21 protein-coding genes and 2 riboswitches are annotated in these 22,980 nt (G+C 69.7%); of the genes, 11 read left to right on the top strand and 10 right to left on the bottom strand.

Annotated features, from left to right (window positions below; all coding sequences use genetic code 11):
• The first annotated feature begins 4 nt into the window (after nucleotides 1-4).
• From BLW81_RS20400 to gcvP, 10 genes are all read left to right on the top strand, one after another.
• Complete coding sequence (locus BLW81_RS20400) at nucleotides 5-616, top strand: CDP-alcohol phosphatidyltransferase family protein (protein WP_083408747.1); 612 nt, start codon at nucleotides 5-7, stop codon at nucleotides 614-616.
• Nucleotides 613-1,527: a DUF881 domain-containing protein gene (locus BLW81_RS20395; RefSeq protein WP_083408746.1), complete on the top strand. Its 915-nt coding sequence runs from the start codon at nucleotides 613-615 to the stop codon at nucleotides 1,525-1,527. Before BLW81_RS20400 ends, BLW81_RS20395 begins: the two co-directional genes overlap by 4 nt.
• A gap of 21 nt (nucleotides 1,528-1,548) precedes the next feature.
• The gene (locus BLW81_RS20390) at nucleotides 1,549-1,881 is read left to right on the top strand and encodes a small basic family protein (protein WP_069416596.1); all 333 of its coding nucleotides are present in this window, start codon (nucleotides 1,549-1,551) and stop codon (nucleotides 1,879-1,881) included.
• A 12-nt stretch (nucleotides 1,882-1,893) separates the two neighbouring features.
• Nucleotides 1,894-2,724 (top strand): DUF881 domain-containing protein, encoded by an 831-nt coding sequence (locus BLW81_RS20385; RefSeq protein WP_083408745.1) that lies wholly within the window; start codon nucleotides 1,894-1,896, stop codon nucleotides 2,722-2,724.
• 28 nt (nucleotides 2,725-2,752) lie between these two features.
• Entirely contained in the window at nucleotides 2,753-3,148 is a 396-nt protein-coding gene (gene gcvH / locus BLW81_RS20380) for a glycine cleavage system protein GcvH (RefSeq protein WP_083408744.1), read from the top strand.
• Nucleotides 3,149-3,280: 132 nt separating this feature from the next.
• Complete coding sequence (gene garA / locus BLW81_RS20375) at nucleotides 3,281-3,760, top strand: glycogen accumulation regulator GarA (protein WP_083408743.1); 480 nt, start codon at nucleotides 3,281-3,283, stop codon at nucleotides 3,758-3,760.
• A 2-nt stretch (nucleotides 3,761-3,762) separates the two neighbouring features.
• Complete coding sequence (gene ftsR, locus BLW81_RS20370) at nucleotides 3,763-4,512, top strand: transcriptional regulator FtsR (RefSeq protein ID WP_083408742.1); 750 nt, start codon at nucleotides 3,763-3,765, stop codon at nucleotides 4,510-4,512.
• A gap of 60 nt (nucleotides 4,513-4,572) precedes the next feature.
• Nucleotides 4,573-5,067 carry a bifunctional nuclease family protein gene (locus tag BLW81_RS20365; RefSeq protein WP_083408741.1) on the top strand — a complete coding sequence of 165 codons (495 nt, stop codon included), beginning with the start codon at nucleotides 4,573-4,575 and terminating at the stop codon, nucleotides 5,065-5,067.
• Between the two features lie 217 nt (nucleotides 5,068-5,284).
• Nucleotides 5,285-5,917, top strand: coding sequence for a MerR family transcriptional regulator (locus tag BLW81_RS20360; protein WP_083408740.1), 633 nt, complete (start codon nucleotides 5,285-5,287; stop codon nucleotides 5,915-5,917).
• 58 nt (nucleotides 5,918-5,975) lie between these two features.
• Nucleotides 5,976-6,073: riboswitch (glycine riboswitch) on the top strand.
• Nucleotides 6,074-6,190: riboswitch (glycine riboswitch) on the top strand. It abuts the riboswitch before it with no gap.
• Between the two features lie 42 nt (nucleotides 6,191-6,232).
• Complete coding sequence (gcvP, locus tag BLW81_RS20355; protein ID WP_083408739.1) at nucleotides 6,233-9,082, top strand: aminomethyl-transferring glycine dehydrogenase; 2,850 nt, start codon at nucleotides 6,233-6,235, stop codon at nucleotides 9,080-9,082.
• A gap of 81 nt (nucleotides 9,083-9,163) precedes the next feature.
• Here the strand turns inward: gcvP and BLW81_RS20350 are convergent, their stop codons facing one another.
• From BLW81_RS20350 to BLW81_RS20310, 9 genes are all read right to left on the bottom strand, one after another.
• Entirely contained in the window at nucleotides 9,164-11,203 is a 2,040-nt protein-coding gene (locus tag BLW81_RS20350) for a substrate-binding domain-containing protein (protein ID WP_083408738.1), read from the bottom strand.
• Nucleotides 11,204-11,239: 36 nt separating this feature from the next.
• The gene (locus BLW81_RS20345) at nucleotides 11,240-13,447 is read right to left on the bottom strand and encodes a malate synthase G (RefSeq protein ID WP_083410695.1); all 2,208 of its coding nucleotides are present in this window, start codon (nucleotides 13,445-13,447) and stop codon (nucleotides 11,240-11,242) included.
• 48 nt (nucleotides 13,448-13,495) lie between these two features.
• The gene (locus BLW81_RS20340; protein WP_083408737.1) at nucleotides 13,496-14,425 is read right to left on the bottom strand and encodes a 3-methyladenine DNA glycosylase; all 930 of its coding nucleotides are present in this window, start codon (nucleotides 14,423-14,425) and stop codon (nucleotides 13,496-13,498) included.
• Nucleotides 14,418-15,470, bottom strand: coding sequence for a hemolysin family protein (locus BLW81_RS20335; protein ID WP_083408736.1), 1,053 nt, complete (start codon nucleotides 15,468-15,470; stop codon nucleotides 14,418-14,420). The genes BLW81_RS20340 and BLW81_RS20335 overlap by 8 nt, the downstream gene beginning before the upstream one ends.
• Entirely contained in the window at nucleotides 15,463-16,830 is a 1,368-nt protein-coding gene (locus BLW81_RS20330) for a hemolysin family protein (protein WP_083408735.1), read from the bottom strand. Before BLW81_RS20330 ends, BLW81_RS20335 begins: the two co-directional genes overlap by 8 nt.
• Nucleotides 16,831-17,015: 185 nt before the next feature.
• On the bottom strand, nucleotides 17,016-18,452 hold the full coding sequence (locus BLW81_RS20325; protein ID WP_083408734.1) for a GuaB1 family IMP dehydrogenase-related protein: 1,437 nt from the start codon (nucleotides 18,450-18,452) through the stop codon (nucleotides 17,016-17,018).
• Between the two features lie 56 nt (nucleotides 18,453-18,508).
• Nucleotides 18,509-19,972 (bottom strand): NADP-dependent phosphogluconate dehydrogenase, encoded by a 1,464-nt coding sequence (gene gndA, locus BLW81_RS20320; protein ID WP_083408733.1) that lies wholly within the window; start codon nucleotides 19,970-19,972, stop codon nucleotides 18,509-18,511.
• A 58-nt stretch (nucleotides 19,973-20,030) separates the two neighbouring features.
• On the bottom strand, nucleotides 20,031-20,975 hold the full coding sequence (locus tag BLW81_RS20315) for a M56 family metallopeptidase (protein ID WP_083408732.1): 945 nt from the start codon (nucleotides 20,973-20,975) through the stop codon (nucleotides 20,031-20,033).
• A 14-nt stretch (nucleotides 20,976-20,989) separates the two neighbouring features.
• Nucleotides 20,990-21,406 carry a BlaI/MecI/CopY family transcriptional regulator gene (locus BLW81_RS20310; protein WP_083410694.1) on the bottom strand — a complete coding sequence of 139 codons (417 nt, stop codon included), beginning with the start codon at nucleotides 21,404-21,406 and terminating at the stop codon, nucleotides 20,990-20,992.
• A 217-nt stretch (nucleotides 21,407-21,623) separates the two neighbouring features.
• On the opposite strand from BLW81_RS20310, the gene BLW81_RS20305 reads away from it, so the two are divergent.
• Nucleotides 21,624-22,400 (top strand): iron reductase, encoded by a 777-nt coding sequence (locus BLW81_RS20305; protein ID WP_083408731.1) that lies wholly within the window; start codon nucleotides 21,624-21,626, stop codon nucleotides 22,398-22,400.
• Nucleotides 22,401-22,557: 157 nt separating this feature from the next.
• On the opposite strand, the gene BLW81_RS20300 is transcribed toward BLW81_RS20305, so the two are convergent.
• Nucleotides 22,558-22,935, bottom strand: coding sequence for a rhodanese-like domain-containing protein (locus BLW81_RS20300; RefSeq protein ID WP_083408730.1), 378 nt, complete (start codon nucleotides 22,933-22,935; stop codon nucleotides 22,558-22,560).
• Nucleotides 22,936-22,980 lie beyond the last annotated feature (45 nt).

Below are 22,980 nucleotides of genomic sequence, written 5' to 3'. Positions count from 1 at the left end.
GCCCATGACCGAGGCGCATGGCCGGGCGCCTTCGCCGCCGGACCGCGACCGCGTGCTGACGCTGCCCAACGTGCTCAGCGCGCTGCGCCTGGTGCTGGTGCCGGTCTTCCTGTGGCTGCTGCTGGGCACGCAGGCGCACGGGTGGGCGGTCGCGGTGCTGATGTTCAGCGGCTTCTCGGACTGGGCGGACGGCAAGATCGCCCGGCTCGTCGACAACCAGTCGTCGCGGCTGGGGGAGCTGCTCGACCCGCTGGTGGACCGGATCTACATGATCACCGTGCCGATCGCGATGGCGATCCACGGTTCGGTGCCGTGGTGGATCGTGCTGACGCTGCTCGGCCGCGACGCCGTGCTGGCCGCGGCGCTGCCGCTGCTGCGGCGGCGCGGGCTGACCGCGCTGCCCGTCACTTACATCGGCAAGGCCGCGACGTTCGCGCTGATGTCCGGGCTGCCGCTGATCCTGCTGGGGCAGTGGGACGCGACGTGGAGCCGGGTGGTGCTGGCCATCGGATGGGGCTTTCTGATCTGGGGCCTGGCGATGTACCTGTGGTCGGGCGTGCTGTACCTGATCCAGGTCGCGATGGTGGTTCGGCAGCTGCCGAAGGTGCCGCGATGACGCAGAGCTTCCGCAAGACCCTCGGCGGCTACGACCCGCAGGCCGGCCGCAACGCCCACGAGGCGAACCGGCCGACGCTGATCCCGGTCCCGTCGCTGCTGCGCTCGCTGCTGACCGAGCACCTCGACCCCGGGTACGCGGCCGCCGCCGAGGCCAAGGCGGCCGGCCGGGTGCGGCCGTGGTGGCAGGCGTGGGCCTGGCAGTTGGCTGGCGCGGCGCTGCTCGTCGTCGTGTTCGCCGTGGCGATGGCGCAGGCGCGGGCCACCGCGCCCGGCGTGCGCGAAACCCAGCATGTGCTCGCCGACAGCGTGCGCACCGCCGAGACCGAGGCCACGGCGGCCACCGACCGCCGCGACGAGCTGGCTGCCCAGGTGAACGCCGAACGGCGCAGCCGCCTCGAGGGCGACGCGCGCGGCCAGCAGCTGCTCGCCCAGCTCGACGAGGCGAACTTCGCGGCGGCGGCCACCCCGGTGATCGGGCCCGGCCTGACGATCACGGTCACTGAGCCGGGGGCGTCGGCCAACCTCAGCGACGTGTCCAAGCAGCGGCTGCCCGGCAACCGGCAGGTGATCCTGGATCGCGACCTGCAACTCGTCGTGAACTCGCTGTGGGTCAGCGGCGCGGAGGCGGTCTCGGTCGGCGGGGTCCGGATCGGGCCGAATGTGACGATCCGCCAAGCGGGCGGCGGCATCCTGGTCGACAATCAACCCATCAGCAGCCCCTACGAAGTACTGGCCGTCGGCCCGCCACACGCGATGAAGGACGTGTTCGACCGCAGTCCGGGCCTACAGCGGCTGCGCCTGCTGGAGACGTCCTACGGCGTGGGAGTCAATGTGAGCACGGGCGACGCGCTCACGCTGCCCGCCGGGTCCGTCCGCGAGATCAACTTCGCCAAACCCCTTGCGCCGTAACCGAAGGATGACACCAGACACATGATCGGAATCGCCGCACTGGTCGTCGGCATCGTGCTCGGGCTGGTGTTCCAGCCCGACGTGCCGGAGTTCGTCCAGCCCTATCTGCCGATCGCGGTGGTGGCCGCGCTCGACGCCGTGTTCGGCGGGCTGCGGGCGTATCTGGAGCGGATCTTCGACTCGAAGGTGTTCGTGGTCTCGTTCGTGTTCAACGTGCTGGTCGCCGCGCTGATCGTCTACCTCGGCGACCAGCTCGGCGTCGGCACCCAGTTGTCGACGGCGATCATCGTCGTCCTCGGCATCCGCATCTTCGGTAACGCAGCCGCGTTGCGGCGCAGGCTGTTCGGCGCATAGTCAGGTGTCGACATGAGTGAGCACACCCCGCACCGGTCCGATCCCGAGCATCACGGCCGCCACGAACTGCCGCCGGACCAGCCCGCCCCCGAGATCGGCGACCTGCACGGCGGAGGCGTCAACGGCGTGGTGCGCCGCGGCCGCACCCAGGTGGTGTTCGGCGCGCTGGCGGTGCTGCTGTGCGTGCTGCTGGGCATCGGCATCGTCACCCAGGTGCGTCAGAACGAGTCCGGCGACAACCTGGAGACCGCGCGACCCGCCGACCTGCTGGTGCTGCTCGACTCACTGCAGCAGCGCGAGGCGGCGCTCAACACCGAGGTGGCCGACCTGCAGCGGACGCTGGCGCAGTTGCAGGCGTCCGGCAGCAGCGACCAGACCGCCATCGAGAACGCCCAGGCCCGGCTGGCCGCGCTGTCGATCCTGATCGGCACCGTGCCCGCGACCGGCCCGGGTGTCACGCTGACCATCACCGACGACACGCCCGGGGTGCCGGCCGAAACGCTGCTCGACGTGATCAACGAGTTGCGCAACGCCGGCGCCGAGGCGATGGAGATCCGCGGCGACACAGGGGACCGGCAAACCGCGGTGCGTGTCGGCGTCGACACCTGGGTGGTCGGCAGCCCGGGCGCGCTGGTGATCGACGAGGTCACCATGAACCCGCCGTATTCGGTTCTGGCGATTGGTGATCCACCCACGCTGGCGGCCGCGATGACGATTCCCGGTGGCGCGATGGACAGCGTCGAACGGGTGGGCGGCACGATGACCGTCCAGCAGGCCGACCGGGTGGACGTGACCGCCTTGCGGCAACCGAAACAGCGCCAATACGCTCAGCCAGTCAAGTGAGCCCCACCGCCGACGAACGAGGAGCGCCGTGAGCGAGATCCCAGCCGACCTGCACTACACCGAGGAGCACGAGTGGGTGCTGCGCACCGGTGACGACACCGTGCGCGTCGGGATCACCGACTACGCGCAGTCCGCGCTCGGCGACGTGGTGTTCGTCCAGTTGCCCGACGTGGACTCCGAGGTGACGGCCGGGGAGTCGTTCGGCGAGGTGGAGTCCACCAAGTCGGTGTCGGACCTGTACGCGCCGATCACCGCGAAAGTCGTTGCGGTCAACGGTGATCTGGAGGGCAATCCGCAGCTGGTCAACTCCGACCCGTACGGCGAGGGCTGGCTGGTCGAGCTGCAGGCCGACGCCGCGGCGCTCGAGGCGGGGCTGTCCGGCCTGCTCGATGCCGAGGGCTACCGCCAGACAGTGACCGAATGACGAGTTGTTAGGGTTTTGCAGACCGGACGCCAACTAGGGCGGATCCGGCGGTGGTGGGCACAACGACGTCCACCGCGCGGTACGGTCGACATCAGACGCGGTATCGCCACAGCAGCCAGTTAGGAGCAGCGGGTGACGGAAAACGACCAGAACTCTGGAGCCGACCAGACGTCTGACGAAGTCACCGTGGAAACGACATCGGTATTCCGCGCCGACTTCCTCAACGAGCTGGACGCTCCGGCGGCGGCAGGCACCGAGGGCGCCGTCTCCGGCGTCGAGGGCCTCCCGGTCGGCTCGGCCCTGCTCGTGGTGAAGCGTGGCCCCAACGCAGGCTCACGCTTCCTGCTCGACCAGCCGACCACGTCGGCTGGCAGGCACCCCGACAGCGACATCTTCCTCGACGACGTCACGGTGAGCCGCCGGCACGCCGAGTTCCGGCTCGAAAGCGGCGAGTTCCAGGTGGTCGACGTCGGCAGCCTCAACGGCACCTACGTCAACCGGGAACCGGTGGACTCCGCGGTGCTCGCCAACGGTGACGAAGTGCAGATCGGCAAGTTCCGCCTGGTGTTCCTCACCGGCCCGAAGAGCGACGACAGCGGTCCGGGCAGCTAGTAGTGACAGCCCCCGACACTCCCGCGCTCACTGGGATGTCGATCGGAGCGGTCCTCGATCTGCTGCGACCGGACTTCCCGGACGTGACCATTTCCAAGATCCGGTTCCTGGAGGCCGAAGGCCTGGTCACCCCTGAGCGCACTGCGTCGGGCTATCGGCGGTTCACCGCCTACGACTGCGCGCGTCTGCGGTTCATCCTGACCGCCCAGCGCGACCAGTACCTGCCGCTGAAGGTGATCAAGGCGCAGCTCGACGCGCTGCCCGACGGGGAACTCCCGCAGAGCGGATCCGCTTACGGCGTACCGCGTTTGGTTCCGGTGACCGAACGCGAGCAGGCCGAACACGAGGTCGCCGCGGTCGCGCCGACGCAGGTGCGGCTGTCGCGGGAGGATCTGCTCGCCCGGTCCGGGGTGCCCGAGGACCTGCTCAACGCGCTGGTCAAGGCCGGAGTGATCACGCCGTCGTCGAAGGGCGGCGGCGGGATCTTCTTCGACGAGCACTCCGTGGTGATCGCACAGTGCGCGCGGGCACTCGCCGACTACGGCGTGGAGCCCCGGCACCTGCGGGCGTTCCGGTCGGCGGCCGACCGGCAGTCCGATCTGATCGCGCAGATCGCCGGTCCGGTCGTCAAGGCCGGCAAGGCCGGCGCCCGCGACCGCGCCGACGACCTGGCCCGCGAGGTGGCCGCGTTGGCGATCACACTGCACACGTCGCTGATCAAGTCGGCTGTGCGCGACGTACTGGATCGCTGAGGATTAGACTCGAAATGGTGACTTTCAGGCTGGCTTCATCGGTGCGGAGGGCAGACACATATGGGTGAGGTTCGTGTTGTCGGCATTCGCGTGGAACAGCCCCAGAACCAGCCGGTCCTGCTGCTGAGGGAATCCAATGGCGACCGGTATCTGCCGATCTGGATCGGCCAGTCGGAGGCCGCCGCCATCGCGCTCGAACAGCAGGGCGTCGAACCGGCCCGTCCGCTGACCCACGACCTGATCAGAGATGTCATTGCCGCGCTTGGTCATTCGCTCAAAGAGGTGCGGATCGTCGACCTGCAGGAAGGCACGTTCTACGCCGACCTGATCTTCGACCGCGACATCAAGGTCTCGGCGCGGCCGTCGGACTCGGTGGCGATCGCGCTGCGGGTCGGGGTGCCGATCTACGTCGAGGAGGCGGTGCTGGCCGAGGCCGGACTGCTGATCCCCGACGAGAACGACGACGAGGCCGCCGGCGCGGTGCGCGAGGACGAGGTGGAGAAGTTCAAGGAGTTCCTCGACAGCGTCTCGCCGGACGACTTCAAGGCAACCTGAACGCCGCCTGCGGGTTTGTCACGGATACGTCTCGTCGGCCTCGACACGCGGGGCGGGTTTTCCGCAACCTCGATTCGGGCAGCCATACTTTGGGGGCCGGACCACTGATGAGCAGTCGAAGGATCGGCGAGAAGCGTATGCTCGACACACTCGGGCTTGGCAAATGTGCGCCCAGCAGCTCACAGACGCGGGTTCGATCGGCGAGAGGAATCTAGAAGTGGGAGACACGCCACGTCAGGAGCAGCTGGATCTCACTGCTGCGAGCGGCCCCGCTGAATCCGCACCGACGGCCACCACGGAGGCCGCTGAGCCCGTGCAGGCGGGTCTTTTCCCCGACAACTCCGTGCCCGACGAACTGGTCGGCTACCGCGGGCCCAGCGCCTGCCAGATCGCCGGCATCACCTACCGTCAGCTCGACTACTGGGCCCGCACCTCACTGGTGGTGCCGTCGATCCGCAGCGCGGCCGGCTCGGGCAGCCAGCGGCTGTACTCGTTCAAGGACATCCTGGTCCTCAAGATCGTCAAGCGGCTGCTCGACACCGGGATCTCGCTGCACAACATCCGCGTGGCCGTTGACCACCTGCGCCAGCGCGGGGTGCGCGACCTGGCCAACATCACGCTGTTCTCCGACGGCACCACCGTCTACGAGTGCACGTCGGCCGAAGAGGTCGTCGACCTTCTGCAGGGCGGGCAGGGCGTGTTCGGCATCGCCGTGTCCGGTGCCATGCGCGAGCTGACCGGCGCGATCGCCGACTTCCCCGGCGAGCGGGCCGACGGCGGCGAGTCGATCGCCGCGCCCGAGGATGAACTGGCGTCGCGACGCAAGCACCGCGACCGCAAGATCGGCTGACCTCCTGACCCGCTGAGTGCGACGCTGCGTCCGCTCGCCGGTAGAATCGTCAACGCATCGCACTCGTGCGGGAGAGTTTCGTGGCGGCCAGTCACGGACGCCGAAGGAGCAACACCTCTCCGTCAACCTCTCAGGCACCCGGACCGCGCGAGACCCCGATGCCTCTGGAAAGCGGTGAGCACTCTCACCCGCCCATGGGGAAAGGCGCGTCGCACCGGTGCGGACGCCGAATCTCTCAGGCGCCCGCGACGGGTCGACGACAGAGGGGGAGGAACCCAGCGGTTTCTGCGCCCGACGCGTCTGGAGTAACCCGAAGTGTTCGATCACCACCAGCCCAACTTCGCCGACCGCCACATCGGCCCGGACGCGGACGCCGTCGCGGTCATGCTCAAGACCATCGGCGTCGGATCCCTCGACGAACTCGCCGACAAGGCGCTGCCCGCCAACATCCTCGACGCGCTGTCGGCCGGCGGCCTGGCACCCGGGCTGGACCAGCTGCCCCCACCGGCCACCGAGGAGGAGGCGCTCGCCGAGTTGCGGGCGCTGGCCGACACGAACACCGTCGCGGTGTCGATGATCGGGCAGGGCTACTTCGACACGCTGACCCCGCCGGTGTTGCGCCGCAACGTTCTTGAGAACCCGGCCTGGTACACCGCCTACACGCCGTATCAGCCGGAGATCAGCCAGGGCCGGCTCGAGGCGCTGCTGAACTTCCAGACCATGGTCACCGACCTGACCGGGCTCGAGGTCGCCAACGCGTCGATGCTGGACGAGGGCACTGCCGCCGCCGAGGCGATGACGTTGATGCAGCGGGCGGTGAAGGGAAATCGGTCGAACCGGCTCGCCGTGGACGCCGACCTGTACCGGCAGACCGCCGCGGTGCTGGCCACCCGCGCCGAACCGCTCGGCATCGAGATCGTCACCGCAGACCTGCGCGACGGGCTGCCCGACGGCGACTTCTTCGGCGTCATCACCCAGCTGCCGGGCGCATCCGGCGCGGTGGTGGACTGGGCCGAGCTCGTCGCCCAGGCGCACGAGCGGGGCGCCCTCGTCGCGATCGGCGCGGACCTGCTGGCGTTGACGCTGCTCACCCCACCCGGCGAGATCGGCGCCGACGTCGCGTTCGGCAGCACCCAGAGATTCGGTGTGCCAATGGGATTCGGCGGCCCACATGCCGGCTACCTGGCCGTGCACGCCAAGCACGCGCGGCAGTTGCCCGGCCGGCTGGTCGGGGTGTCGGTGGACGCCGACGGCGTCTCGGCGTACCGGTTGGCGCTGCAGACCCGCGAACAGCACATCCGCCGCGACAAGGCCACCAGCAACATCTGCACCGCGCAGGTGCTGCTGGCGGTGATGGCCGCGATGTACGCCAGCTATCACGGCGCCGACGGCCTGACCGGTATCGCCGAGCGGGTGCACCGGCACGCGCGGACGCTGGCTGCCGGGCTGACCGAGGCCGGCGTCGAGGTGGTGCACCGGGCATTCTTCGACACGGTGCTGGCGCGGGTGCCCGGCCGGGCGGCCGCGGTGCGCGACGCGGCCAAGGCGCGCGGGGTCAACCTGTGGCTGGTCGACGACGACCACGTCTCGGTGTCGTGTGATGAGGCGACGACGGCCGCGCACGTCGAGGCGGTGCTGTCGGCGTTCTCGGCGGCGCCGGTCGACACGGAGTTCGACGGCCCGCGCATCACGACGCGCACCTCGGAGTTCCTCACCCATCTGGCGTTCACCCGGTACCGCACGGAAACCGAGATGATGCGCTACCTGCGGTCGCTGGCGGACAAGGACATCGCGTTGGACCGCAGCATGATTCCGCTGGGGTCGTGCACGATGAAGCTCAACGCGGCCGCCGAGATGGAACCGATCACCTGGGCGGAGTTCGGCAGGCAGCACCCGTTCGCGCCGGCCTCTGACACGCCGGGTCTGCGCAAGCTGATCGCGGATTTGGAGAAGTGGCTGGTCGACATCACGGGTTATGACGCGGTGTCGCTGCAGCCCAACGCCGGTTCGCAGGGCGAGTACGCGGGCCTGCTGGCGATCCAGGCGTATCACGCCGAGCGGGGCCAACCGGATCGCGACGTCTGCCTGATCCCGTCGAGCGCGCACGGCACCAACGCGGCGTCGGCGGCGCTGGCCGGGATGCGGGTCGTGGTGGTGGCGTGCCGGGAGAACGGCGACGTCGACCTCGACGACCTGCGGGCGAAGGTGGCCGATCACGCCGACCGGTTGTCGGCGCTGATGATCACCTATCCGTCCACGCACGGGGTGTACGAGCACGACATCGCCGACATCTGCGCGGCCGTGCACGACGCCGGCGGCCAGGTGTACGTCGACGGCGCCAACCTCAACGCGCTGGTGGGTCTGGCGCGTCCGGGCCGGTTCGGCGGCGACGTCAGCCACCTCAACCTGCACAAGACGTTCTGCATCCCGCACGGCGGCGGCGGCCCCGGCGTGGGGCCCGTCGCGGTGCGCGAGCATCTGGCGAAGTACCTGCCGGGCCACCCGCTCGCCGACGAACTCGGCGACGACCACACCGTGTCGGCGGCGCCGTACGGGTCGGCATCGATCCTGCCGATCAGCTGGGCCTACATCCGGATGATGGGCGCAGGCGGCCTGCGCGCGGCGACACTGACGGCGATCGCGTCGGCCAACTACATCGCCCGCCGCCTCGACGAGTACTACCCGGTGCTCTACACCGGCGAAAACGGCATGGTCGCCCACGAGTGCATCCTCGACCTGCGCCCGATCACCAAGCAGACCGGCGTGACCGTCGACGACGTCGCAAAGCGGTTGGCGGACTACGGATTTCACGCCCCGACCATGAGCTTCCCGGTGGCCGGCACGCTGATGGTCGAGCCGACCGAGAGCGAGAGCCTCGCCGAGGTCGACGCGTTCTGCGAGGCGATGATCGCGATCCGCGCCGAGATCGACAAGGTCGGCGACGGCACCTGGAGCGCGGCGGACAACCCGCTGCGCGGTGCGCCGCACACCGCGGAGTCGCTGCTGGTCGACGACTGGAACCACCCGTACACCCGCGAGCAGGCCGCCTATCCGCTGGGCAAGAACTACCGGCCGAAGGTGTGGCCGCCGGTGCGTCGCATCGACGGCGCGTACGGCGACCGCAACCTGATGTGCTCGTGCCCGCCAGTGGAGGCATTCGCCTGACGTTTCCCTGCGCGAGCAGCCGCGAAGTGTCCCATTTTCGGTCGTTTTCTGGGCACTTCGCGTCTGCTCGGCGGGGAAGTATCAGCCGAGGAAGTCGGCGATCGCGGCGGTGAGCTCGGGGGAGTCCGAGGTGGGCAGGTTCTGATACCGACCGCCGCTGATCTGGGCGACGGATTCCCAGGTGGCGCGGTCGGCGTCGGAACCGAAGTCGATCACGTTGACGGCGACCGGCTTGGTCTCGTCGAACGCACCGCGCACATACTGCTGAAGCCCTTCACCGTCGAGGCTCTGGTCGGTGTGCGGGCCGGTGGTGATCACCAGGATCGAATTCTTCTGCCCGTCACGGTAATTCGCCATCGCCTCGGTGTAGACCAGCCGCAGCGTAGTGAACGACACGGCGCCGCCGCCGGAAGCTGACTGCTCGTCGAGCACCGAGGTCAGCGCGGCCGAGCGGGGCCGGCCGTTGACCTGGTCGCTCAGCGGCCCGGTGCTGACCTCGGAGCGGCCCGCCGTGCCGTCGAAGGTCCACAGCCCGACCGCCGACGACGGCGGCAGCGCCTGCAGCCGCGCGTTGAGCGCCGCGACGACGTTGGCCAGCCGGCTGCGGCCGCCCTCGTCGGCGGGCATCGACTGGTCGAGCATGATCGTCACCGCCGGGTTCGCGACCGGCGCCGTCAGCGCACTGGCCAGCGTGGCCCTCGACTCGTTGTCGCCGACCGACAGCGGCGCGGGCACCGGCGCGAAGTCGGTCACGTCGCTCTGCGGCGGGGACGCGCCCTCGACACGGAACCCCGCGTTGACCAGTTCGGCGAGCTGCTCGGGTTTGCGCATGAACCGGGCGAACTCGCTGGCCGCGGTCTTCTGCTCCTGCGACAGCCAGTTCCCCGACAGCAGCACCGTCGGAAAGTCGGCTGTCGGTGTCGGTCCGGGCGGCAGCCAGGACGCCAGCACATTCTTGGCGTCGGGCAACCCGGCGCCGCGCTGGAACAGCTGCTGTTCGGTGGTGACCACGGCGTGCACCGGGGCCGCCGCGGGATCGGCGGTGTCGAGCAGCGCACCCATCGCGGTCGACGACTTCTTGTCGGCGAGCTTCGGCTGGCCGGCCACCAACGTGTTGACCGCGCGGGTGCCGTCACCGGCCGGTCGGCCCGCGGGCGCCGCCGCGGCCGCCACTGCTTCGGCGGCCAGGTAGGAGGCGTCGCTGTCACCGCTCATCGGCAGCGCCAGTCGCAGCGCCCCCCAGCCGCGCAGGTTCAAACCATCCAGCGACGTCGGATTGGTCTGCAACCCCGGCAGCGTCGACCAGTTCTGTTGTGCCAGCGCATTCTTCAGCTGCGGCCGCACGGCCAGCAGCACCGGCGACGTCACCAGCGACCGGCTGTCCACGACGGTCTCGGCGCCGGTCGACGCCTCGAGCCGGGCCGCCGACACCGAACTTCCCGGAATCCACAGCGCGGGCTGCTCGCCCAGTTCGGCCGGCCACGGGCCGATGAACCCGTTGACCACCTGGTCGGACTCGGCGGGTTTGACGCCGATCTTGACGCACTTGTCGCCGACCGGGGCGGCGGTGTCGTTGTAGCGCTGGGCCAGCGTCTGGATCGGCGCCGCGATGTTCGGGTCGGCCACCACCGCGACGGACACCTCGCCGTCGACGCAGCGGGCGGCATCAGCGCTGGTGCGGTCCGACAGCGCGTCGCCGACGAACCGCCACACGATCACCGCACCGACGACCACCACGACCGCGACCAGTGCCGCGATCACGCTGACGCTGACACCGCGCCGGCCCGCGGTGACGGCGCGGTGGCTGCCGGTCCATTCGCCGCCCTCCCACTCGCCGCTGTGCTGCGGACCCGACCGCGGGGGCACCCGCGGCGGGGGAGTCGCGCCGCCCGGTTCGGTCTCGCCGAAGTCGGGTTCGTCGTCGTCTTCGGGGAAGTCCGCCGAATCGGTGTAGTCCGGATAGTCCCCGTAGTCGGGCGCGTCGAACTCGTCGTCGCGACCCGCGTCCGGTGCATCGGAGCCGCCGAAGTGACCGAAGCGCTCGGTCACCGATTCGTCGTGCTGGTCGCCGAATTCCTCGCCTGCCGAGTCCTCGGGATCCGGTTTGCTGTGCCTGCCCACTTCCGCCCTTACTTGCGACGCCGACCGGTCACCGGATCACGCACCGCCGTTGGCGGCCTTATATTCGCGCCGGCGGCGGTGCAGGATCGGTTCGGTGTAGCCGTTGGGTTGTTCGGCGCCCGACAGGATCAGCTCCTGCGCGGCCTGGAACGCGATGCTGTGATCGGGGTCCGTCGCCATCGGCTTGAAGTCGGGGTCCGACGCGTTCTGCTGGTCGACCACCGCGGCCATCCGCTTGAGGCTGGCCACCACGTCGTCGGGAGTGATCACCCCGTGCCGCAGCCAGTTCGCCAGCAGCTGGCTCGAAATACGCAGCGTCGCACGGTCTTCCATCAGGGCGACGTTGTGGATGTCGGGCACCTTCGAGCAGCCGACACCGGCGTCGATCCACCGCACCACGTAGCCGAGGATCGACTGGCAGTTGTTGTCGACCTCTTCGCGGATCTCCTCGGGCGCCCAGGCCAGCTCCTTGGCCAGCGGCACGGTCAGCAACTGCTCGACGCTGGTGCGCCGCTTGCCCTCGAGTTCCTTGTGCACCGCGTACACGTCGACCTCGTGGTAGTGCATCGCGTGCAGGGTCGCCGCCGTCGGCGACGGCACCCACGCGGTGGTGGCGCCGGCCTTGGGCTGACCGATCTTCTGGTCGACCATGTCGGCCATCAGGTCGGTCATGGCCCACATGCCCTTGCCGATCTGGGCCCGTCCGGAAAAGCCGGCCGCCAGACCGATGTCGACGTTCTGGTCCTCGTAGGCCTTGATCCACTCGGTGCCTTTCATCGCACCCTTGCGGATCATCGGCCCGGCCTCCATGGAGGTGTGGATCTCGTCGCCGGTGCGGTCCAGGAAGCCGGTGTTGATGAACACCACCCGGTCCGCGGCCGCCTTGATGCAGGCCTTGAGGTTGACGGTGGTGCGTCGCTCCTCGTCCATGATGCCGACCTTGAGCGTGTTGGCCGGCAGCCCGAGGACGTCCTCGACACGACTGAACAGCTCGACGGTGTAAGCCACTTCCTCGGGCCCGTGCATCTTGGGCTTGACGATGTACACCGAACCGGTCCGGCTGTTGACCAGCGGGCCGTTCGCCCCCCCATTGTCGGAGCCGGCCTTGAGCCCGTGCATCGCGATGAGGCTGGTGAACAGCGCGTCCTGGATGCCCTCGAAGATCTCCTTGCCCTCGGCGTCGACGATCGCGTCGTTGGTCATCAGGTGGCCGACGTTGCGCACGAACAGCAGGCTGCGGCCGGGCAGCGTCAGCTCGCCCTCGCCGTCGGGCGTGGTGTAGGTGCGGTCCTCGTTGAGCGTGCGGGTGAACGTCTTGCCGCCCTTGGTCACCTCTTCGGTGAGGTCGCCGCGGTTGAGGCCGAGCCAGTTGCGGTAGCCGAGGACCTTGTCGTCGGCGTCGACGGCGGCGACCGAATCCTCGAAGTCCATGATCGTGGTGATGGCCGACTCGAGCATCACGTCCTTGATGCCCGCGGCGTCGGTGGACCCGACCGGCGACTCGGGGTCGACGAGGATCTCGATGTGCAAGCCGTTGTTGCGCAACAGCACCGACCACTGCGGCGAACCCAGTTCACCGGTGTAGCCGACGAACTGCTCGGGAGTGGCCAGGCCGACCGAGTTGTCGTCGCCCAGGTCGACGAGCAGCTGACCGTCGTCGATGCGCAGACCGGTCGCGTCGCTCCACGCCCCGGCGGCCAGCGGCGCGGCGCCGTCGAGGAAGCGGCGGGCGTAGGCGATCACCTTGTCGCCGCGGACCCGGTTGTAGCTCGAGCCCTTCTCGGCGCCGTCGTCCTCGGAGATGACGTCGGTGCCGTAGAGCGCGTCGTACAGCGAGCCCCAGCGGGCGTTGGCGGCGTTCAGCGCGAACCGCGCGTTGAGGATCGGCACCACCAGCTGCGGCCCGGCGGTCGTGGTGATCTCGTCGTCGACGCCGGCGGTGCTGATGGTGAAGTCGTCCGGCTCGGGCTGCAGGTAGCCGATCTCGGTGAGGAACGCCTTGTACGCGTCGGCGTCGAGCGGCTCGATGACCCGCTGCCGGTGCCACTTGTCGATGCGGGCCTGTAGGTCGTCCCGCTTGGCCAGCAGTTCCTCGTTCTTCGGCGTCAGGTCGGCGACGACCTTGTCCACGCCGGACCAGAACGTGTCGGGATCGATGTCGGTCCCGGGCAGCGCCTCGTTGTTGACGAAGTCGTACAACACCTGGGCCACGCGCAGGTTACCCACCGTCACGCGATCGGTCATCATTCCTCCCTTGGACTGTCGATCCAGCTTACCCAGCGGTAATCGGCCCTAGCCGCGAGCGGTGGGTCGGCCCTGAACCGGTCCGTGGCCCGCCGCGTCGAGGAGCCGTTCACACCGATCGGCGAGTTCGGCCCGCAGCGGCGCGGTCCGCTCCGCAAGGTTTTGCTGCATTCGGACGTATTCGGCGCGACCGGCCGGCGTCTCGATCGCGATCGGCCCGAATCCGTATTCGCGGAGATCATAGGGGCTGGCCCGCATGTCGAGTTCACGGGCATCGGCGGCCAGCTGCAGGCAGTCCATCACGAGCTCGGATCGCACCAGCGGGCCGAGCTTGAACGCCCACTTGTAGAGATCCATCCCGGCATGCAGGCAGCCGGGTTGCTCGGCGTCGACCTGCCCCTGCCGCGTCAGCCGGTCGGCGTTGCGCTCGGCGGCCGGTTCGGTGAAGAACCGGAACGCGTCGAAATGGCTGCAGCGCAACGGAATCGAGTCCACGACGGCATCGGTGCCCGCGGCGCCCAGGCGCAGCGGCACACCGTCGTGGCGCACCGTCGGCGCGCGGTACACCATTGCCCACTCGTGCAGGCCGAAGCAGTTCAGCCGCATCGGCCGGCCCGCCGTGGCGCGCAACAGCCGGGCGATGAACGCGACCGTGTCCACCCGCGACAGCAGGTAGTCGCGGGTGACCGAGACGCCGTCGGCCTCGGCGCCGTAGCCGGACCTGCTCAGGTAGCTCGAGGCACCGTCACCGGCGAGCGTGACGCCGTAGCCGGGATGCCAGACCCGTAACTGCCGGGGCCGCAGGCTGTAATAGGTGAACAGGAAGTCCCACACCGGATGCTTTCGGCCGGCCTGGGCACGCATGCGGTGTGGCGCACAGAACTCGTCGGCGCGAATGTGATGTTGGCGGGCGCGCTGCTGCCAGTCGCCTTCGGCGAGCACCGATGCGGGTCTGGCGCGCAGCGCGGTCTCAGACACGGTGGGTCCCGTCGCGCACCGTGCCGACCAGATCCTCGACGAGGTCCTCCAGCGCGACCATCGCCTCCACGCTGCCGTCGGCGCCGGTGACCAGCGCGAGGTGGCTGTTGGTGCGCCGTAGCCGCGACAGCGCCTCGGGCAGCGGCAGCGAGGCGGGCACCAGCGGCAGCGGCCGGACCATCGAGAAGTCCAGCACGGCGGTCGGGTCGTCGACGAAGGCCAGCACGTCCTTGATGTGCAGATAGCCCAGGTAGGTGCCGGCCGCGTCGGTGATCGGGAACCGCGAGTAGCCGGTCTCGGTCAACGCCTGCTCGATGGCGCCGACCGTCGGCCCCGACCCCTCGTGCGCGACCTCGACGGCCCGGATGTCGCGCAGCGGGAATGCCACATCCTTGACCGCGCGGTCGCGGATCTGCAGCGCGCGGGTGACGCGGCTGTGCTCCTCGGGATCGAGCAGCCCCTCCGACAGCGACTCGGCGATCATCTCGGACAACTCGACGGTAGACACGGCGACGTCGAGTTCGTCCTTCGGTTCGACGCGGAACGCGCGCAGCGTGGTGTTGGCGCACCAGTTGTAGAACGCGATCAGCGGCCGGGCCATCCGGATCCACACCAGATACGTCGGGATCAGCAGCATCGCCGCCGATTCCGGCCCGGCGATCGCGATGTTCTTCGGCACCATCTCGCCGAGCAGCACGTGCAGCACGACGACGATGACCAGCGCCACCACGAACGACACCGAGTGCAGCACCGCATCGGAGATGCCCAGCGCGTGGAACGGTTTCTCCAGCAGGTGCGCGACCGCGGGCTCGCCGACGCGGCCCAGCAGGATCGAACAGATCGTGATGCCCAGCTGCGCGCCGGCCAGCATCAGCGACAGGTGCTCGCCGGCCCGGATCACTGTCACCGCGCTCTTCTTGCCCTGTTCGGCCAGCGCCTCCAACCGGTCGCGGCGCGCGGAGATCAACGCGAACTCCGAGGCCACGAAGAACGCGTTGACCGCCAGCAGCAGCACGGTCAGCAGGACGCCCAGGATGTCACCCATCGGCGCGCTCCTCGTCGGTGCCGCGGCGGCCCAGTTCGGTCAGCTCGAGCAGGTCGATGCGGCGCCCGTCCATCCGCAGCACGGTCGCCAGCCAGCGGGCGGGGTCCTCCGGCGCGCCGTCGGGGTCGAACGCCTCGAGTTCCACCGACTCGCCTTCTTCGGGGATGTGGCCGAGCGTCTCGAGCACCAGGCCGCCGATGGTCTCGTAGTCGCCTTCGGGGGCGCGGAACGGGGTGGCGTTGGCGACCTCGTCGATGCGCAGCAGCCCCGAGATCTGCCAGCCGCGGCCCGCGGGCACCACGTCGGGGGCCTCGTCGTCGTGTTCGTCGCGGACGTCGCCGACGATCTCCTCGATCAGGTCCTCGACAGTGACCATGCCGGCGGTGCCGCCGTACTCGTCGACCACCAGCGCGGTCTGCAGGCCGTTGGCGCGGATCTGCGTCATGACCGCGTCGCCGTCCAGGGTCGAGGGGACCTTCGCGACGGGCAGGGCCAGCGACGCGAGCCGGGTCGACGCCCGTTTGTCGGTCGGCACCTCGAACACCTGCTTGACGTGCGCGATGCCGATGGTCTCGTCGAGGTCGCCGCGGATGATCGGGAACCGCGAGTAGCCGGTGCGGATGGCGGCGGTGACCAGGTCGGCGACGGTGTCGTCGGCATCGAGTGCCTCGATCTTCTGCCGCGGGGTCATCAACTCCTCGGCGGAGCGGTCCCCGAACCGCAGCGACCGGTCGACCAGCAGCGCGGTCACCGGGTCCAGCGAGCCGCTGCGCGCCGAGCTGCGCACCAGCGACACCAGCTCCTGCGGGGACCGCGCCGAACGCAGTTCCTCGGCGGGTTCGATGCCCAGCCGGCGCAGGATCAGGTTCGCGGTGCCGTTGGTCAGCCGGATCAGCGGGGTGAACAGCGCCGAGAACACCAGCTGCGGCGGCGCCGACCAGCGGGCGGTGGGCACCGCCCTGGCCACCGCGAGGTTCTTGGGCACCAGCTCGCCGAACACCATCGACAGCGAGGTGGCGATGACGATGGCCAGCACCAGCGCGATCCCGCCGGCGTACCGGGCGGGGATCCCGATCGCGTCCAGGCCGGGCTGGATCAGCCGGGCGACGACGGGTTCGGCGAGGAAACCGGTGGCCAGCGTGGTGACCGAGATGCCGACCTGCGCGCCCGAGAGTTGGAACGACAGCGTGCGGTGTGCGCGCCGGACCATCTGGTCACGCTTGCCGCCGCCGCGGGCGTTGGCCTCCACGGTGCTGCGTTCGAGCGCGGTCAGCGAGAACTCGGCGGCGACGAAGACCGCGGTGCCCGCGGTCAGCAGCACGATCGCCAGCAGGGAGAGCAGCGAGGTCGCGACGGTCATGAGTCCGCCGCACCGGTGCCGGGCCTGGTGCCCGGCCGTCTAGAGGAAGGCTCGGCGTCGGGAGGCTCGGGCCGCTCGGCCCTGGCGGGCCCTTCCGGCCGGGCCTCGACGGGTGCCTGCGGCACGGGGAACCTTTCGCGTAGAGGACTGCGGAAAAACCATGGTAACGGGTGCTAGACCCCGGATCACCAACCTGTCGGCAGCGGATGCCCCTCGGCGAACCCGGCCGCCGACTGCACCCCCAGCACGACCTTCTCGTGCAGTTCGGCCAGGGTGGCGGCGCCGACGTAGGTGCAGGTGCTGCGCACCCCGGAGGTGATGTGGTCGAGCAGGTCCTCGACGCCACCGCGCGACGGGTCCAGCCCCATCCGCGACGTCGAGATCCCTTCCTCGAACAGCGCCTTGCGGGCCCGGTCGAACGCGCCGTCACCGGCTGTGCGGGCGGCGACGGCGCGTTTGGACGCCATGCCGTAGCTCTCCTTGAACGGCTGGTTGTCCCGGTCGCGCATCAGGTCGCCGGGCGATTCGTAGGTGCCTGCGAACCAGGAGCCGATCATCACGTTCGCCGCGCCGGCGGCGAGTGCCAGCGCGACGTCGCGGGGGTGCCGGATGCCGCCGTCGGCCCACACGTGCCCGCCGAGTTGCCTTGCGGCCGCGGCACATTCGACGACGGCCGAGAACTGGGGCCGGCCGACGCCGGTCATCATCCGGGTGGTGCACATCGCGCCGGGTCCGACGCCGACCTTGACGATCGACGCGCCGGCGCTGATCAGGTCGCGGGTGCCTTCGGCCGAGACCACGTTGCCCGCCGCCAGCGGGACACCCAGGTCGAGCGAGGACACCGCCTTGATCGCGTCGAGCATCTTCAGCTGGTGGCCGTGCGCGGTGTCGATGACCAGCAGATCCACCCCGGCCTCGACCAGGCTGCGGGCCTTGGCGCCGACGTCGCCGTTGATGCCGACCGCGGCGGCGATGCGCAGCCGTCCGATGGCGTCGACCGCGGGGGAGTAGATCCCGGCCCGGACGGCGCCGGTGCGGGTCAGCACGCCGGCCAGCGTGCCGTCGGGCTCGGTCAGCACCGCCACGTCGACGGGCGCGTGTTCGAGCAGATCGAAGACCTTGCGCGGGTCGGTGCCGACGGGCGCGGTGACGAAGTCGGCGATCGCGACGTCGCGGACCCGGGTGAACCGGTCGACCCCGACGCAGTTGGCCTCGGTGACCAGGCCGATCGGCCGGTTCTCGAACACCACGACGGCCGCGCCGTGGGCGCGCTTGTGGATCAGCGCCGTCGCATCCGAGACCGAGTCGTCCGGCGACAGCGTCACCGGGGTGTCGACCACCAGGTCGCGGCTCTTGACGAAGTCGACGGTCTCCTTGACCGCTGAGGTCGGCAGGTCCTGCGGCAGCACGACGATGCCGCCGCGGCGCGCGACGGTTTCGGCCATCCGGCGGCCCGCGACGGCGGTCATGTTGGCGACGACCACCGGGATCGTGGTGCCCGAGCCGTCGGCGGTCGACAGGTCGACGTCCATCCGGGACTGCACGTCCGAGCGTCCGGGAACGATGAAGACGTCGTTGTAGGTCAGGTCGTAGGCGGGCCGGTGGCCCTCGAGAAATCGCATGTCGGCTTCAGTCTAGTTGTCGCCGCACACCTGCTCGCGGGAGAAAAGGACGCGCGTCAGGCCTCGACCTCGCTGCGGTCGCCGCTCCACAGCGTGTGGAACCGCTTGGCCGGGTCGGCGTCGATGCGGCCGTAGGTGTGCGCGCCGAAGTAGTCGCGCAGGCCCTGGGTCAGCGCCGCGGGCAGCCGTTCCTGGCGCAGGCCGTCGTAGTACGACAGCGCCGAGGAGAACCCGGGGATCGGGATGCCGAGCTCGGTGGCCTTGACGACGACGCGGCGCCAGCTGTCGATGGCGTTCTCGATGGCGTCGCGGAAGTAGGGGTCGACGATCAGCGTCGGCAGGTCGGCGTTGTTGTCGAAGGCCTCGGTGATCCGGTTGAGGAACTTGGCCCGGATGATGCAGCCGCCGCGCCAGATCCGGGCCATGTCGCCGGGGGTGATGTTCCAGTCGTACTCGGCGCTGCCGGCCTGGATCTGGTTGAAGCCCTGCGCGTAGGCGATGATCTTCGACGCGTACAGGGCCTGGCGGATGTCCTCGACGAATTGTTTTGCGTCTGCGGGCTTTTCGCCGAGATCGCCGGACGCCAGGCCGGTGGTGGCCTTGCGCTGGGCCACCGAGCCCGACAGCGCCCGGGCGAACACCGCCTCGGCGATCCCGGTGACCGGCACGCCGAGGTCCAGGGCGGACTTGACCGTCCAGCGGCCGGTGCCCTTCTGCTCGGCCTCGTCGAGGATGAGGTCGACGAGCGGCTTGCCGGTCTTGGCGTCGGTCTGGCGCAGCACCTTGGCGGTTATCTCGACCAGGAAGCTGTCCAGGTCGCCGGAGTTCCACTCGTCGAAGACGTCGGCGATCTCCCCGGCGGTCTTGCCCAGCCCGTCGCGCAGCAACTGGTAGGCCTCGCCGATGAGCTGCATGTCGGAGTACTCGATGCCGTTGTGCACCATCTTGACGAAGTGCCCGGCGCCGTCGGGGCCGATGTGGGTGCAGCACGGGGTGCCGTCGACGTGCGCGGAGATCTCCTCGAGAAGCGGGCCGAGCGACTTGTAGGACTCGGCGGGCCCGCCCGGCATGATCGAGGGCCCGTTGAGCGCGCCCTCCTCACCGCCGGAGATGCCGGCGCCGACGAAGTGCAGGCCCCGCTCGCGCATCGCCTTCTCGCGGCGGATGGTGTCGGTGTAGAGCGCATTGCCGCCGTCGATGATGATGTCGCCGGGCTCCATCGCGTCGGCGAGTTCGTTGATCACCGCGTCGGTCGGATCGCCGGCCTTGACCATGATCAGCACGCGGCGCGGCTTCTCCAGCGCGTCGAGGAACTCCGCGATGGTCTCGCTGCGCACGAACTTGCCCTCGGACCCGTGTGCTTCGAGCAGCGCATCGGTCTTGGCGATCGACCGGTTGTGCAGTGCGACGGTGTAGCCGTGCCGGGCGAAATTGCGCGCGATGTTCGATCCCATCACCGCCAGGCCGGTGACCCCGATCTGAGCGGTACCGGTGGTCGGGGCAGATGCGTCAGAGCTCATTCGGGCAGCCTTTCATTCTTTTGTTGTCAGTGAACGCTTCGCGAGGCGTGAGTTCTTCCTAGGCGCTGAACAGCCGGTGCAGTTCGGTCAGCCAGGGCAGCGCGACGGCGTAGGTCGGGACCACCAGGACGGCTGCGGCGGCCGCGTATGCGGCGACCGACAACGCCAGGCTGTTGCCGTCACCGCCGAGGCGGCGCACCCGCTCGACGGTGGTGGGGCCGCCCGCGGCCAGGGCGCCCGACGGGGTGCGGCTGCCTGCGCAGGCGACCAGTGCGCGGGCCAGGGGAGTGCGGCCCGCGGCGCGCACCGCGGCGTCGTCGGCGAGCATCTCGATCAGCAGCCGCACGGCGTCCAGTGCGCTGGCGCTGCGGACGAACCGCGGGAAGGCCGCGTGCACCGCGGTGAACATCTCGAGCACCAGGTCGTGGCGGGCACGCAGGTGGGCCCGCTCGTGCGACAGGATCGCGGCAATCTCGTTGTCCGCCAACGTCGTCAGTGTGCCTTGACTGACCACGACGCGGCTGCGCACGCCGGGCAGGCAGTAGGCCAGCGGCTGCGCCACGTCGAGGATCCGCAGCCCGACGCCCGCGCGGGCGAGGTGTCGAGATTTCTCGCAGGTGCCGACGAGGTCGACGACCATGCGGTGGTGGGCGCGGCGGCGCCGGGTCGCGATCGCGACCTGGAGCACCGCGGCGATCAGCCGGGCACCGATGACCAGGGTGAGCGCGAAGACCACCACGTAGGCGGTCCAGACCGGCCAGCCGAGCACGGCGATCTCGCTGGTGATGGTGGCGGTCGGCCTGCCGTCGGGTCCGGGCGCGAACAGCCGGCTCGCGATCGCGATCCCGGCCGAGAACGCCGACAGGACGGCGGCCAGCGCGATGGCCTGCCAGAGCACGATCGCCGCGCGCGGCGCGCGGGTCGGCCAGGTCGCACGCGCCAACATTGCCGGCACTGGTCCGGACAGGACCAGTGCCATGACAGTGAAGGCCAGCGCGGACACGCTGTCAGTGTCTCTCAGCCGGTGCCCGGATTACCAGCGGGCGGCGAAATGTGGTCCTTGCTCTCCAGTTCGGCGAGCGCGCGGCGTAACGCGGCGGCCTCGTCGGCGCCGACGCGCTCGACGAAGTGCACCAGCGCGGCCTCGCGGCTGCCGGAATCGGCCGCCTGATCGAGCGCGTCGACCATCAGGCCGGCGACGAGTTCGTCGCGTCCGTGGGTGGGGGCGTAGCGGTGCGCCCGGTCGTCGCGGTGCTGGACGACGAGGTTCTTCTTCGCCAACCGCTGCAGCACGGTCATGATCGTCGTGTAGGCCAGGTCCCGGTGCGCGGCCAGCGCCTCGTGAACCTGGCGCACGGTCTGGGGCTCGGGCGCAGACCAGAGGTGATCCATCACCGCCCGTTCCAGCTCCCCGAGACGTGTCAGTTTCGCCATGCTCGTCATCTCCTAGAGGCTGTCGTTCCAGCTTACTACGGGTTTACTACCGTGCGTCGTATCCCGCACGCCGGACCTGCCCCGCCGCACGGTGACCGGCGGTTTCCCGCGCTCCCACCGCGCGTTCTGCCCGTCCTGTGAGTCGGCTCACAGGGTCTGGTCATGGTGACCTCGCTAGCTATAGTAAGGCTAACCTAAGTCGCCAATGGGAGGTCACATGACGGTTCTGGTCGACGACCCTTTGATCGCGAGCATGGCGATCCGCCGGACGCTGCCGCTGCACGAGTCGAGCAGACGGCTGCGCGAGCTCTATCCGGAGTGTCCGCGGGTCTACGGCGTCGCGGTGATGGGCGACCTGTCGCGACGCCGGTGGTGGCCGCTGGCCGAGGCGCTCACCGGTAACCGGCTCGAGGCGATGTTCGAGCTGGCCGCTGAGGAGACCGACAGCCGAACCGCGGTCGCCCACCAGTTGGCCGCGACGCTTGCACACGTGGTGATCGGCCGCGTCATCCCGCTCGTCGTGCTCGAGGGCCGTGCGTGGGACACCGGCCTGGAGAACCTGTGGGTGCATGTCGACTCCGAGGGCGCCATCGACTGGGTCGGCGTCGTCGATCCGACCGTGCGGGCGCTGCCCGACGATCCCTACTTCGGTGGGCGCTCGATGCGGCTCGGCCGCAGCACGCGCGAGGGCATCGTCGCGCTGCCCAGCGAGGCGGCGCTGACGACCTGGGTCGCGCACCGGAGTCACCGCACGCTGGCTCCGCTGTTCGCCAAGCTGGCCGACATCAGCGACGGCGCGATGTCGGTCGCGGCGATGTGGCATGTCGTCGGCGGTGCCGTGGTCAGCGCGGCCACCCAGGTGCCGCTGCTGGCCGGCTCGAGCGAGCTGACCAGCATGCGCCGCGGACAGTCGGTGCTCGATGCGTTGGTCGGCTTCGGGCTGCCGGTGCGCGGCACGTCACGGGCGACTGCGGGGAAGGTCTTGCTTAATTAGGCAAGCCTTGCCTATGCTCATTCCAGCGCACGACGAAAACGATCGACCACCGGACCGCGCCGGAGTCCTGAGGGCTGCAGAGACCCCCGGTCCACACGAAGGAAGGGCCCCACACCATCGGTGTGGGGCCCTTCCGCATTCGTCAAAACCCTTGCGGTCACACCTTTTCGGTGGCCCCGCCGTTCTCGGCCCAGTCACCGAAGGCGCCGAGGTTGTACACCTCGCCGTAGCCGAGTTCCTTGAGCGCCTGACCCGACAGCGCCGACCGCCCGCCCGAAGCGCAGTACACGATGACCGGCTTGTCCTTGGCGAAGTTCGCGTCGTGGTACGGCGACTCGGGGTCCGCCCGGAACTCGAGCATGCCGCGCGGAACGTGCACGGCGCCGGCCACCTTGCCGCTCTGTTCCAGTTCCGGTCCGTCCCGGACGTCGACGACCAGCGCGCCCTTGGCGATGAGGTCCCGCGCCTCGTCGTGCGAGATCTTGGGCACCACCTCGTTGGCGGCGGCTACGAGGTCCTTCGCGGTTTTGGCCATGGCCGACCCTAACTCCGCCGCCCCGGCACCAGAGCGTTTCGCGCA

The sequence above is a fragment of the Mycolicibacterium rutilum genome, assembly GCF_900108565.1.
GTDB classification, from domain to species: Bacteria; Actinomycetota; Actinomycetes; order Mycobacteriales; family Mycobacteriaceae; genus Mycobacterium; species Mycobacterium rutilum.
Note: the sequence above shows the minus strand (reverse complement) of the source record. Positions and strands in the feature narration are given on the sequence as shown.